We start from the raw sequence: 13,146 nt of genomic DNA, 5'->3' as shown, positions 1-13,146 counted from the left end.
GCCTCAAGGGTGGAACGTAGATTCTACAAACAGCAGCGGGTAGAGCGAAACGACCAGCAGTGCAGCCATCAGGACATTGAACAGCATCAGCCAGCGTGGGTTTTGCAGCAGGCCACGAAGGGCACTGCCGAACATGACCCACACACCGACGCTGGGCAAGTTCACCAAGGCAAACACGGCGGCGATGACCACCACGTTGGCAACGTAGCCTTGCGCTGGGGTGTAGGTCGTTATCGCACCTATGGCCATCACCCAAGCCTTTGGGTTGACCCATTGGAAGGCAGCCGCGGCCCAAAAGCCAATCGGCTTTGGCTCTGCCGTAGAGGCGGTGCCAACCGGCCCTGAGGTGGCAATTTTCCAGGCCAGGTACAGCAGATAGGCCGCTCCGGCATAGCGCAACACGGTATAGAGCGCAGGCCAGGCCTTGAAGACCTCTCCCAGACCCAAGCCGACGGCAAGGACCATGACCATGAACCCGACGCTGACGCCCAGCGCGTGTGGCACCGAGCGGCGCACACCGAAATTCACGCCCGAAGCCAACAGCATGGTGTTGTTGGGCCCGGGGGTGATGGAAGAAACGAAAGCGAACAGCACGAAGGCGATCAAGAGGTCGAGCGAGGCGAACATGACGGGTATTCCACTGGGTTCAGGAAAGGGTTCACACTAGCCCATAGCCCTTTGCCCCCTAGCAGTACAGATATAGAGAATTTTGCAGATACACATAGCTGTATCACTCGCAGCCGACAAAGGATAAGCGCTCGATGAGTCTTGTAATTCGCCCTGCCCTACGCACCGATGCCCAACAAATTCTGGACTTCATTACCGAATTGGCCGAGTACGAACGCGCCCGAGAAGAGGTACTGGCCACTACCCAGGACATCGAGCGCAGCCTGTTCGACGCCGACAGCACCGTTCATTGCCTGATGGCCGAACGTGAAGGCCGTGCGATTGGTTTTGCCATCTACTTCTACAATTACTCGACCTGGCTCGGGCGCAATGGCATCTACCTGGAAGACCTTTACATCTCGCCCAACGACCGTGGCGATGGCGCCGGGCGCCAGTTGATCAGGTACATTGCCAAGCAGGCGGTTGCCAAAGGCTGCGGTCGCCTTGAATGGAGTGTGCTGGATTGGAACGAGCCGGCCATCGGGTTCTATGACGCACTGGGGGCGCAACCGCAAACGGAGTGGCTGCGTTATCGGCTCGATGGCGAGCGGCTGATTGCCTTCGCCCAGCAATGATCGAGCGTAGCCTGTGCATTTGACGCAACGCGGGCCGCGTGCTTTTCTATCGCATTGCGTCAGGTGCCCCTAGAGGGTGAAACGGGAAATCGGTGCGTCGCAGGCTTGCCTTATAGGCCTGGACTATTCCGGTGCTGCCCCCGCAACGGTAAGCGAGTGAGGCGTCTTTACCACTGTGCCAGCAGATACGGCATGGGAAGGTGACGCTGCCCAGGAGATACCCTCCTCCTCGCAAGCCCGGAGACCGGCCTGACGTTCATCAACACCCCGCGGTGGGCGGGCGCTGTCGCACTCCTGCGGGTATCGCCCGCAGCTGCCGCGCCTGCCCGTCGCCTACACGCAGAGGAAGGCGCCAATGCCCGTCACTACCCGCCCGCACGTTAGCAGCATCGTTGCACCCGTATCCCTCAGTCAACGCATTGTCGTGGCTGCAAGCGCCGGCCTGCTGGGCCTGTGCCTGGTTTACTTTGCCGGCTTCTCGCACATCGAAGCCGTTCATAATGCTGCGCATGACACCCGTCACAGCGCCGCCTTCCCCTGCCACTGAGTTGCCGCCCATGATCACGCACATCGCCCGTACGGCGGGCTTCAGCGGACTGCTGGCGGCACTGTTGCTGACCGTACTGCAAAGTTTGTGGGTCAGCCCGTTGATCCTGCAAGCGGAGACATACGAGGCGTCGGCGCCGGCACATTCGCATGCCCAAGGTACCGAGGCCGCCCATGAGCACAGTGACGAGGCCTGGTCGCCTGAAGAGGGCTGGCAGCGCACGCTCTCGACCACCGGCGGCAACCTGGTGGTGGCAGTGGGGTTCGCCTTGATACTGGCTGGCTTGTACAGCCTGCGCCAACCGCGCACCACGGCCAGCGGTGCTGCCTGGGGCCTTGCTGGTTTCGCCGTGTTCTGTCTGGCGCCCACGCTCGGATTGCCGCCGGAGCTCCCGGGAACCGCGGCGGCGGACCTGGCGCAGCGACAGGTTTGGTGGGCTGGCGCTGCGGGTGCCACGGCCGTAGGCCTCGCACTGCTGGTGTTCGCCCGCCATTGGGCATTGAAGGTGTTGGGCGTCATTGTCCTGGTGTTGCCGCACGTCATAGGCGCCCCTCAGCCTGAAGTGCACCAGAGTTTGGCTCCAGCAGCCCTGGAGACCCAGTTCCAGGTGGCGTCCTGGCTTACCAATGCAGCATTCTGGCTCGCCCTTGGCCTGATCAGCGCAGGCCTGTATCGTCGCTTCAGCCGCTCGGTGTGAAGCCGTTCTATGCAGGGTTTGGCTGCCGTGGTGGTTGCCCGATGGACAGGTTGTTGACCTTGCTCGAACAAGGCCTCGCTCAGCGGGGCCTGGACGCTGCGTACCTCCACGGTATCGCCAGCATCGATCTCAAGGCGCACGAGCCGGGGCTGCATGCATTGGCGAGCCATCTGGCGCTGCCTCTGTTGTTCTACCCTGCACCGCACTTGAATCGCTTCGAAGCGCATCTGAGCCACCGCTCAGCCGTCGCTTTTGCGCACAGCGGGTGCTGGGGCGTGGCAGAGAGTGCAGCACTGGCAATGGCCGACCAGTACAATGGCGAAACGAAGCTTCTGATCACGCGTCAAACCCTGGGCCCTGCGACCCTCGCCATCGCTCATTGATCCCGCTCACCCTTGTCAATCATTCAGGAATACCATGACGGTTTATTTCATCGGCGCCGGCCCCGGCGACCCCGAGCTGATCACGGTCAAGGGGCAGCGCCTGATTCGCACCTGCCCTGTCATCATTTATGCCGGTTCCCTGGTCCCTCTTGCCGTTCTGGAAGGTCACTGCGCCGACACCCTGATCAACAGCGCAGAACTGCATCTTGAGCAGATCATCGACGCCATTGCGTGCGCCCATGCCCAGGGCAAGGATGTCGCACGCGTGCACAGCGGTGATCCGAGTCTTTATGGCGCTATCGGTGAGCAGATCCGCCACCTACAGCGTCTTGGCATCGATTATCAGATTGTGCCGGGCGTCACCGCCGTGGCTGCGAGCGCCGCGTTGCTGGGGTGCGAACTGACCTTGCCCGACGTCGCTCAGAGCGTGATCCTTACCCGCTTCGCAGACAGCTCGCCCATGCCAGCCGGCGAGCAGCTGGAGGCGCTTGCGCGTCATGCCACGACGCTAGCCATTCACCTGGGGGTCAAGCACCTGGCACGCATCGTTGAGCAGCTGCGGCCTCACTACGGTGGCGACTGCCCCATTGCCGTGGTTTACCGCGCCACCTGGCCGGACCAGGACTGGGTGCGAGGCACACTGGACGACATCGTCGAGCGCGCCGCCCTCAAAGGTTATCGCCGCACCGCGTTGATTGTGGTGGGCCGAGTGCTGGGTGACACGCCGTTCGCCGAATCGGCCCTTTACCGTGCCGGACATGCGCACCTGTACCGCGCCTAGCTTGCGAGCCAGTTCCAGCCCGGAGCACACTGCCTCCAGACCCTCCCGACAGGAACCACGCCTATGCTGGAATTACGCCCCAACTGCGAGTGTTGCGATGCCGACCTGCCCGGTGACAGCCTCGATGCCTTCATCTGCTCCTTCGAATGCACGTTTTGCCGAGGGTGTGCGCAGGGACGCTTGCATGGTCGATGCCCCAACTGCCAGGGCGTTCTTTCGATTCGTCCCGCGCGCGTGGGCAAATCGTTGGCTGAACACCCTGCATCTTCACTGCGCGTAAACAAAGTACACACTGCCTGTACCTGATCATACGGTTCGGCAGCCAACGCGAGGCCACAAGCTGCTGAACCGCCCGCCTTTTTGTAGGATTTTTCATCGGCTCCTTCAAGGTTATTCAACACTTCTATACTCGGCATTATCAAAGTTCGGTAATGGTCGTATCTTGCTGCGCTTCTGACTAACCCGCTTACAGAAGTATTCCTGAGTGTCCCAGGAAGCGGACCATATCTGAACAGGAGTTTTCCCAATGACCAATGTGCTGATCGTGGACGACCACCCCGTCGTCCGTATGTCCCTGCGCATGCTGCTCGAACATGAACGTTTCAATGTCGTTGCAGAAGTGGGCAATGGCAGTGAAGTCGCGCAAATGGCACGCGAGCTCAAACCGGACGTGGTGATTCTCGACATCGGTTTGCCTGGGCTGGACGGAATGGAAGTTATCAAGCGCCTGCAATCACTCGATCAGGTGCCCAAGATCATGGTGCTCACTGGCCAGGCGACCGACTTGTATGTACGCCGCTGTCTGGACGCAGGCATCGGCGCATTCGTGACCAAGGATGAAGATCACGACGCCTTGCTGTTCGCGCTCAAGGCCCTGGTAAAAGGCTATTCGACGTTCCCGCAGATGTCGGTCAACAGCAATTCGCTCGAAAGCGAGCCCATGCGCCTAGCGAGCCTTTCTAACCGCGAAATGGAGGTTCTCAGGCGTCTGGCCCGTGGAGAAAGCAACAAGAACATCGGCAGTAGCATGAACCTCAGCGCCAAGACCATCAGCACCTACCGTGGCCGGATCATGGATAAGCTCAAGACCGAGTCGCTGGTGGAAATGGTGGACCTGGCCAAGCGCAACCACGTCTACTGATGAGCGGTGCATGACGATTAAACGTTTGCTGGCCAGTACCCTCCTGCTGATGGTACTGGCAGGGCCTGTCGCGCAGTCGCTGGCGAGCGAGACGCGCAGTTTGCTGGCCCGTTCGGTGAGCGCCACGCAGCCCTTGAATCTGCAAACGGCCGAGCGCCAGTGGCTGGACGCTCGCAAGCGCCTGGTGCTGGGCACCTCACGGCCGGACTATCCACCATTTGATATCAACGTAAGTCCCAGTGACTACGAAGGTCTAACAGCGGATTACGTCGGCATCATCGCTGAGTTGTTGGGTATAGCCGTCGAAGTAAAGCGTTTCGATAGCCGTTATCAGGCCATTGAGGCGCTGCATGAAGGACGTGTGGACGTACTGGGCAGCTCCAACAGCTTTGAGGCTGCAGACGCTGGGTTGAGTCTGAGTACATCGTATGCCGATGACCTGCCGGTGATCGTCACGCGCGAAGGCCAGCGTCTTGCACCGGCCCACGATCTTGCAGGGCTGCGTCTGGCCATGGTTGATCATTATCTACCCGCCAATCGTGCCCGCGCCCTTTACCCGGCAGCGCAGCTGGTTTTGTATCGCTCCACCCAGGCTGGCCTTGCCGCTGTGGCTATGGGCGAAGCCGATGCCTACCTGGGCGATGCAATCAGCACAGACTATCTGATCGGCAAGACCTTCAGAGGTGCCCTGCGGATCGATCACTTCTCACCCATCGTCCCAGAAGCGTTTGCCTTTGCAGTGGCACGCGATAACGATGCGCTGCGTCAACTGCTCGACAAGGCACTGCGCCGGATTGGGGAAAGCGAGCGCCTGGCCATCCTCAAGCGCTGGAGCAACAGCAATACCAGTCTTTTGTTGCAGCGCCACCTGAGCGTACTGACAGATGAGGAGCAAGCCTGGATCAAGGCTCACCCGGTGGTAGACGTGTTGATCAATCCGGCCTTGGCACCCTTGACGTTCTACGATGATCAGCAGCGACCCAGTGGCATAACCCTGGACCTGCTTAAACAAATTACCCTAAGGACCGGGCTGCATTTTCATACCAGGCAAGCCGAGTCTGCCCAGTCCATGATCGACCGTCTGGGCCAGCGCGACGCACTGATGATCGGCGCATTGGGTTACGGCGCTGAACGGTCCAAACAAGTGCGCTACACACGGCCCTACCTGATCAGCCCGCGCGTGCTCGTTACCCGCGTCGATAACCCTTCGCAAGCCGGCATCAAGCGCTTTGAACCGCAACGAATCGCATTTATTCGCAATTCTCCGCAACGCGCCATGCTCCAGCAGCGCTACCCCCGGGCGCGGCTTGTCGAAGTCGACAACCCGCTGGACCTGATGGAGGCGGTTGTCAATCGCAGCGCTGATGCCGCGTTGAGTAGCCATATCAACGCGGCCTATTACATCAGTCACGTCTTCAAGAACCGCCTTCAGATCGCGAGCATCCTTGACGAAGACCCAGCCGTTGCGGCGTTTGCCGTCGCGGCCGATCAACCCCAACTGCAATCGATCCTGGACAAAGCATTGCTGAGTATAGCGCCCGAAGAACTTGAGCAACTGATCAATCGCTGGAGGACGAGCACCGTGGTCAGCGACAGCCCATGGCGCAACTACCGAGAACTGGCGCTCCAGGTGCTGGTGATTGCCGCGTTGCTGATCGCAGGTGTCGTCTTCTGGAACAGCTACCTGCGCAAACTGATCCAGAAGCGGGTCGAAGCCGAGCGCGCCCTGCAGACACAACTGGCGCTGAGCCGAGGCTTGCTGGAGCAACTTCGCCATGCCAAGGATGAAGCCGAGCAGGCCAGCCTCATGAAAAGCACGTTCCTGGCCACCATGAGCCATGAGATACGCACCCCCATGAACGCCGTGCTCGGCTTGTTGGAACTGGCGCTCGAGGACAGTCGCGCCGGTCGATGCGATACCCACATGCTCGAGACAGCCCATGAGTCGGCACTGGGGCTGCTAGGGTTGATAGGCGATATTCTCGATATTTCCAGGATCGAGTCAGGCCACATCAGTTTGCAGCCGATCCCCACCGACCTGGTGGACCTGGTGCGCGCTACCCTTCGCGTGTTCGAAGGCAATGCGAGGTTCAAGGGCCTTGAGCTCGCCTGTGACCTACCCACCGAACCGGTCTGGGTCCAGGTAGATGCTGCGCGCCTGAAGCAGGTGCTGTCGAACCTGATCAGCAATGCGATCAAGTTCACCGACCGTGGTGAAGTCCACACCGCGATGCGCACCTCGGTACAGGGCGAACTCCAGCGCGTCGAGCTCTGTGTGCGCGATTCGGGTATCGGCATAAGCCCTGCGGACCAGGCACGCCTGTTCAATGCATTCGTACAGGTCGACGGGCCCCGTGCGCGCCAGGGCACTGGGCTGGGCCTGGTCATCAGCCGTGCCCTGGCCGAGCTCATGGGCGGTACGCTGACACTGCAGAGTGTGGAGGGAGTGGGTACCAGGGTCCAGATCCTCATGGCCCTGCCCCAGTGTACGCCCCAGATCATTTCTGACGGGCAGGACCCAACCACGGGCCTTGATGCTTGCCCGTTGCACATCCTGGTCGTGGACGACTACCCGGCCAATCTCCTGTTGCTTGAACGTCAGTTGCGCGCCTTGGGCCATCAGGTGACCCAGGCGCAGAACGGCGAAATCGCGTTGCAGCTGTGGCGAGAAACGCGCTTTGACGTGGTGATCACCGACTGCAGCATGCCTGTGATGGACGGTCATGAGCTGGCCTGCTGTATCCGTGCTCAAGAGCGCCAGCAAGGACTGTCGCCCGCGACGATTCTGGGGGTAACCGCCAATGCCCAGGCCGAAGAGCGGGAGCGATGCCTGGCGAGCGGGATGGATGACTGCCTGTTCAAGCCTATCGGCCTGCATGGCCTCAAGGCACACCTGCCGCAGGCGGCTCGCAAGCCACCAGCAGCCCCTGCACCTGCCCGGCCCGGCGGCTTGAACCTGGCCGAGCTGCGTCACTTGACCCGCGACGACGACGATTTGATCAGGCATCTGATCGAGCAATTGTCGCAAAGCGTGGCCGAAGACCTTTCAACGCTGCGCACCCTGGATGGGCAGCCGCCGGACGGGACGCTCAAGGCATTGGTTCACCGCATCAAGGGTGGGGCCAAGATGCTTAAGGTACGTCACTTGGTCGCCGACTGCGAAGCACTCGAGCAGGCGCTTGTAGCAGGTGATCCTGTAGACAACTTGTGTCGGGTACTCCAGGACACCCTGCAAACACTGCACAAAGACCTGATCGCTACCTTGGAAGCCATGCCCAGACCATCAGAGCCGAATTGAGTCACTCGCACCAGGTGCGCGTGAAACCGGTGCGCGTGAAACCTCAGGAGCTTTCTCGCACCATCAACTCAAACCCCAGGTCCTGCCGGGCTGGCGTCACGGCTTTGCCATCGAGCAGCGTCAACAACGCCTGGGCGGCGACACGTCCCACCGCAGCCCTTGGCGTGCGAATGGAAGTAAGCCTGGGCACCATGTGCGCCGAAGCCGGCAGATCGTTGAAGCCGACCATGGCCACCTGCTGCGGGACACGGATGCCCTGGCGCAGCGCTTGAAGCACCGCGCCTTGGGCAAGGTCATCGTTGCAAAAGAAGATGCCATCCACCTCGGGGGCTTGCCTGATCAGGCGGCTGAACAACTCCCCTCCCAGTGCGATCGAGGACGGGGCCGGGGTAAGGACCTCCCGCTCGGGCGCGTGCAATCCAGCTTCGGCCAGCGCTAGCCGAAAGCCCTCAGCCCGCTGCATGACCCGGGGATCCAGCTGTGCTGCAATAAATCCAGGCCGGGTGCAACCGCGTTCGATCAGGTGTTGGGCTGCGGCCCGGCCAGCCTGGTGTTGGGAAAAGCCTACCGCCAACGCGTCGGCCTCCCCGTCCAGTTCCATCATGTGCACGCAGGGTACGCCACTGGCCGCGAGCATCTGACGCGAAGCGTCGGTGCGTTCGAAACCGGTCAGCAGCATGCCACAAGGCTGATAGGCCAGGTAATTGCGAATGAGGTTTTCTTCCTCGGCGGTATCGTAGTGGTAGTTGCCGATCAGCACCTCCAGCCCTCGTGGGCGCATCACATCATGGATGGCTTCCAGTGTGTCGATGAACAACTGATTGGACAGCGACGGTATGAGCACCACGACCGAGTGGCTGCGGGCAGATGCCAACGCGCGGGCGGCGGGATTGGCCACATAGCCAAGGGTGGTGGCCGCAGCCACAACCTTGGCCGCGAGTTCAGGGGCCACGGTACTGACGCCGCGCAAGGCCCGGGATGCAGTGATGGGGGAAACCCCGGACATTCTGGCGACTTCAGCCAGGGTGGGACGACCAGTTGTGCGCGAACCAATGCGGGCCATAATGTTGTAATTTTACTACTTGCAAGGACTGGGAACGGCCTCTAAGGTAGCGCTGTCTCAGGACGTAGGCAACGGCTGTTTGCCGGTTGCTCTCAGGTGATTGCCGCACGGCGTCCATACTGCGTAAGCACAAGATCAATAAACATTGGGGAGACCGCGCTGCCCGAGCCCAAGACAGCGCTGTCCCACCCAGCAGGAGGTACAGATGAATTCTCCACTGCCCGCCATCGTGGTCATGGGTGTGGCCGGGTGCGGCAAGAGCTGCATTGCGTCTGCCATCGCGGCCTACAGCGGCGGACACCTGATCGAAGGTGACGCGTTCCACCCGCAGGCCAATATCGACAAGATGAGCGCCGGTATTCCCTTGGATGACGATGACCGTGCCGGTTGGCTGGTACGCCTGGGCCAGGAGATGCAAGCGACGAGTGAGGCCGGCATGCGGCCGATTCTCACCTGTTCCGCACTCAAGCGCAGCTACCGCGACACATTGCGCTGCGCGATGCCTGGGCTGAAGTTCGTCTTTCTTGAGCTCACCCCTGCCCAAGCTGAGCAACGGGTTCTGGCGCGACCAGGGCATTTCATGCCGGCCAGCCTCATCCAGAGCCAGTTCGCCGCCCTTGAGCCGCCCTACGATGAACCGCTCACCCTGACGCTGGACGCCACTCAGCCGATCGTTGCGCTTGCCGAGGCGGTCGACGGCTGGCTCAAGCGCTGCGCCGAGCACAGTGTTGCGCAGACTGCCTGAGTCTGCTCGCATTTCGGACCGTCAAGACAGCGCTGTCTTAGCCCATTCATGCAATGACTTACCCAACAAGCTACGCCAAAAACAACGATAAGACCGAGGCCTATACACCATGTTCGGACTGGCTACTGATACTTTCCTGCTCCTCGACGCGCTGGTTACCATCGTCGGGCTGATCCTGCTTATCACTCATTTCAAGGTGCACCCCTTCGTTGCCCTCACCCTGGCTGCCGGCTTCCTCGGCCTGACCTCTGGTATGCCGGTAGCCAAGGTCATGAAGTCGTTCCAGGACGGTTTCGGAGGCGTGCTCGGCTTCGTCGGCATCGTGCTCGCACTGGGTACGATGCTGGGCAAGCTGATGGCCGATTCCGGCGGGGCCGATCAGATCGCTCAGACCCTCATTCGGGCCTTTGGCAAGAAGAACGTGCACTGGGCCATGATGTTCGCTGCCTTTCTGGTGGGCATCCCGCTGTTCTTCGAGATTGGCTTCGTCCTGCTCATCCCACTGGTCTTCATCGTCGCGCGGCGCTCCGGAGTGTCGCTGATCAAGATCGGCATCCCCTTGCTGGCAGGTCTGTCCGTCGTGCACGGCCTGGTACCGCCGCACCCGGGGCCGTTGCTGGCCATCGGCATCTTCCATGCCGACATCGGCAAGACCATCTTCTACGGCCTGATCGTGGCCCTGCCCACGGCCATCATCGCCGGCCCACTGTTCGGCAACTTCATCTCGCGCTATATCCCTGGGCACCCTTCACAGGAGCTGATGGACCAGATCGCCAAGGAATCGGACCAGGCCAACCTGCCGAGCTTCAGCGTCACCTTGATCACCGTCTTGCTGCCGGTGGTGCTGATGCTGCTCAAGACCTTCGCCGATGTGGTATTGCCTGCTGAGCACATCGTGCGCCAATGGATGGACCTGATCGGGCACCCCATCACTGCGCTGCTCGCCGCCTTGCTGCTGGCGTTCTACACCTTTGGCTCGGCGCGCGGCTTCAACCGCCAACAGATCATGAAGATGCTCGATCACAGCCTCGCGCCCACGGCTGCCATCGTCCTGATCGTTGGCGCCGGCGGCGGTTTCAAGCAAATGCTGGTCGATACCGGTGTCGGTAACGTGATCGGGCAAATGGCTGTACAGGCCGAGATATCACCGATTCTGCTGGCCTGGCTGGTCGCCGCAGTGATTCGAATTGCCACGGGCTCTGCCACCGTGGCGACCATTACCGGTGCGGGAATCGTGGCACCTGTGATCGACCTGGTGCCTGGGGTCAACCGTGAACTGCTGGTGCTGGCGACCGGTGCCGGGTCGCTGATCCTGTCCCATGTCAACGATGCCGGTTTCTGGCTGGTCAAGCAGTACTTCAACATGACTGTGGCCGAGACCTTCAAGACTTGGAGCATGATGGAGACCCTGCTGTCGGTGGTCGGCATTGTATTCATCATGGCGCTGTCGCTGGTGGTGTGACCGTTGATCGGAGTGCTGGCACTTTGAACGGCCGGGCAAGGCCAAAGGTTACGAACCTGCCCTGCCCGTTGCAAAGGAGATTGCCATGAATCGTCCCAGCTTCCTGTTGCTTGCCCTGCTTGCCTCGCCCCTGGCCCTGGCGGCCGGCACCGGGCCTACCTACCCGGATGACCCGCACAACCAGGCACCCAAGCCGGGTGCAGACAGCACGCTCAACCCGATCGAGAAGCCCATGCCCCGTGATACCGATCCAAGGCTACAGGGCAATGATCCAGACAGCCCGCCGGCGCAGCAGAACGACAACCAGGATTTACCGGGCATGGACGGCACTGGCTCGGAAGGCGCATCAAGCAAGGGTGCAAGCCAGCCCTGACTCATTGGGGGCGCCCCACCGCTGAGCGGCTCCTTCATCACCAGGTGGCGATAGCCGATGGGTTCATATCATTCACCATGATAATAACCTTCAGCCCATTCGATTCGTTCCCCGCACGCAACACACTCACACTCCGCCCATTCCTAATATATTGGCGGAGTTCTCCATGGAGCAGTCACTCAAACCTTTCGGTGTTCCACTTGCAGCCCTCGCAGTGGTAGCGCTCGGCGCTTGCAGCAAAACCCCCGATGCCGCGCAGGCCCCGGCAGCTCCGAAGGTCACCGTGGCCAAGGTGATCGAACAGCCGATCAACGAATGGGACGAGTTCACCGGGCGCCTGGAAGCGCCGGAAACCGTCGAGGTGCGCCCCCGTGTGTCGGGCCAGATCGACCAAGTGGCGTTCACCGAAGGCGCCCAGGTACGCAAGGGTGACCTGTTGTTCCAGATCGACCCTCGGCCCTTCCAGGCTGAAGTCCGCCGCCTTGAGGCCCAGCTGCAGCAAGCCAAGGCCAGCGCCATCCGAAGCGCCAATGAAGCTCGCCGGGGCGAGCGTCTACGAGACAGTAACGCCATCTCCGCCGAACTGGCTGAGTCACGCAACAGTGCTGCGGCCGAAGCACGCGCCGGCGTAGATGCCATCCAGGCCCAACTTGACCTGGCACGTTTGAACCTGAGCTTCACCCGTGTCACCTCCCCTATCAACGGCCGCGTGAGCCGCGCGCAGTTCACCGCCGGCAACATCGTCACTGCCAATGTCACGCCCCTGACCAGCGTGGTCTCCACTGACAAGGTGTACGCCTATTTCGATGCTGACGAACGCGTCTACCTCAAGTACACACAGCTGGCCCGCCAAGGCCAGCGCGGGCAAAGCACCCCGGTCTACCTCGGCCTGACCAACGAGACTGGCAACCCGCACCTGGGGCAGATGAACTTCGTCGACAACCAGGTCAACCCGCGCACCGGCACCATTCGTGGCCGGGCCGTGTTCGACAACAAACGCGGTGAATTCACCCCTGGCCTGTATGCACGCCTGAAGCTGGTCGGCAGCGCTCAATACGATGCGGTGCTGATCAACGACGAAGCGGTGGGCACCGACCTTGGCAAGAAGTTCGTGCTGGTCATGGACAAAGACAACAAGGCGGCCTATCGCGCTGTCGAGTTGGGGCCAAAGCTTGAGGGTTTGCGCATCGTGCGCAGCGGGCTGGGCAAGGACGACCGCATTGTGGTCAGGGGCCTGCAGCGAGTGCGTCCAGGCTCCCAGGTCACCCCTGAAGAAGCGCCAATGGCCAGCGAGCAGACACTGGCCGCGCTCGCCGAGCAACGTCAGGCTCTGGAGGCGAGCACCCGCACGGCCAAAGTGGCCGGCAACACCAATCAGGGCGCCAGCGCGCCTGCGCCGCGCGGTTGAGGAACCC

Annotated in this window: 14 protein-coding genes and 1 riboswitch; of the genes, 12 read left to right on the top strand and 2 right to left on the bottom strand. The window is 61.3% G+C overall.

The genetic code is table 11. From position 1 onward, the window contains the following. Window positions 1-3: 3 nt before the first annotated feature. Entirely contained in the window at window positions 4-627 is a 624-nt protein-coding gene (locus B2S33_RS18245; RefSeq protein ID WP_033695049.1) for a LysE family translocator, read from the bottom strand. 134 nt (window positions 628-761) lie between these two features. On the opposite strand from B2S33_RS18245, the gene B2S33_RS18240 reads away from it, so the two are divergent. The 8 genes from B2S33_RS18240 (at window position 762) to B2S33_RS18205 (ending at window position 8,088) form a co-directional block, all read left to right on the top strand. Then, the gene (locus tag B2S33_RS18240) at window positions 762-1,241 is read left to right on the top strand and encodes a GNAT family N-acetyltransferase (protein ID WP_288650777.1); all 480 of its coding nucleotides are present in this window, start codon (window positions 762-764) and stop codon (window positions 1,239-1,241) included. Between the two features lie 44 nt (window positions 1,242-1,285). Continuing rightward, a riboswitch (cobalamin riboswitch) is annotated at window positions 1,286-1,508 on the top strand. Window positions 1,509-1,596: 88 nt separating this feature from the next. Beyond that, window positions 1,597-1,788, top strand: a complete 192-nt coding sequence (locus B2S33_RS18235; RefSeq protein WP_027914945.1) for a CbtB domain-containing protein — start codon at window positions 1,597-1,599, stop codon at window positions 1,786-1,788. Between the two features lie 10 nt (window positions 1,789-1,798). Further along, a complete protein-coding gene (locus tag B2S33_RS18230; RefSeq protein ID WP_028687456.1) occupies window positions 1,799-2,485 on the top strand; it encodes a CbtA family protein in 687 nt (228 codons plus the stop codon). Then, on the top strand, window positions 2,482-2,868 hold the full coding sequence (locus B2S33_RS18225; protein ID WP_104926243.1) for a cobalamin biosynthesis protein: 387 nt from the start codon (window positions 2,482-2,484) through the stop codon (window positions 2,866-2,868). The genes B2S33_RS18230 and B2S33_RS18225 overlap by 4 nt, the downstream gene beginning before the upstream one ends. A gap of 34 nt (window positions 2,869-2,902) precedes the next feature. Beyond that, window positions 2,903-3,649 (top strand): precorrin-4 C(11)-methyltransferase, encoded by a 747-nt coding sequence (gene cobM, locus B2S33_RS18220; protein ID WP_028687458.1) that lies wholly within the window; start codon window positions 2,903-2,905, stop codon window positions 3,647-3,649. A 63-nt stretch (window positions 3,650-3,712) separates the two neighbouring features. Then, the gene (locus B2S33_RS18215) at window positions 3,713-3,955 is read left to right on the top strand and encodes a DUF1272 domain-containing protein (protein WP_081783955.1); all 243 of its coding nucleotides are present in this window, start codon (window positions 3,713-3,715) and stop codon (window positions 3,953-3,955) included. Between the two features lie 220 nt (window positions 3,956-4,175). Beyond that, window positions 4,176-4,790 (top strand): response regulator transcription factor, encoded by a 615-nt coding sequence (locus B2S33_RS18210; protein WP_027914941.1) that lies wholly within the window; start codon window positions 4,176-4,178, stop codon window positions 4,788-4,790. A gap of 16 nt (window positions 4,791-4,806) precedes the next feature. After that, entirely contained in the window at window positions 4,807-8,088 is a 3,282-nt protein-coding gene (locus B2S33_RS18205) for a transporter substrate-binding domain-containing protein (RefSeq protein ID WP_028687459.1), read from the top strand. Window positions 8,089-8,131: 43 nt separating this feature from the next. On the opposite strand, the gene B2S33_RS18200 is transcribed toward B2S33_RS18205, so the two are convergent. Further along, a complete protein-coding gene (locus B2S33_RS18200; protein WP_088523473.1) occupies window positions 8,132-9,151 on the bottom strand; it encodes a LacI family DNA-binding transcriptional regulator in 1,020 nt (339 codons plus the stop codon). A gap of 205 nt (window positions 9,152-9,356) precedes the next feature. Between B2S33_RS18200 and B2S33_RS18195 the strand changes: the two genes are divergently transcribed. The 4 genes from B2S33_RS18195 to mexE all read left to right on the top strand — a co-directional run bounded on the left by B2S33_RS18195 (window position 9,357) and on the right by mexE (window position 13,139). Further along, window positions 9,357-9,896, top strand: a complete 540-nt coding sequence (locus B2S33_RS18195; protein WP_049695920.1) for a gluconokinase — start codon at window positions 9,357-9,359, stop codon at window positions 9,894-9,896. Between the two features lie 109 nt (window positions 9,897-10,005). Then, window positions 10,006-11,358: a GntP family permease gene (locus tag B2S33_RS18190; protein ID WP_027914937.1), complete on the top strand. Its 1,353-nt coding sequence runs from the start codon at window positions 10,006-10,008 to the stop codon at window positions 11,356-11,358. An 85-nt stretch (window positions 11,359-11,443) separates the two neighbouring features. Beyond that, the gene (locus tag B2S33_RS18185) at window positions 11,444-11,731 is read left to right on the top strand and encodes a hypothetical protein (RefSeq protein WP_027914936.1); all 288 of its coding nucleotides are present in this window, start codon (window positions 11,444-11,446) and stop codon (window positions 11,729-11,731) included. Between the two features lie 166 nt (window positions 11,732-11,897). Next, a complete protein-coding gene (mexE, locus tag B2S33_RS18180; protein ID WP_288650774.1) occupies window positions 11,898-13,139 on the top strand; it encodes a multidrug efflux RND transporter periplasmic adaptor subunit MexE in 1,242 nt (413 codons plus the stop codon). Window positions 13,140-13,146 lie beyond the last annotated feature (7 nt).

The organism is Pseudomonas sp. UBA5568, from assembly GCF_002425525.1.
In the GTDB taxonomy this organism is placed as follows: domain Bacteria; phylum Pseudomonadota; class Gammaproteobacteria; order Pseudomonadales; family Pseudomonadaceae; genus Aquipseudomonas; species Aquipseudomonas fulva.
Note: the sequence above shows the minus strand (reverse complement) of the source record. Positions and strands in the feature narration are given on the sequence as shown.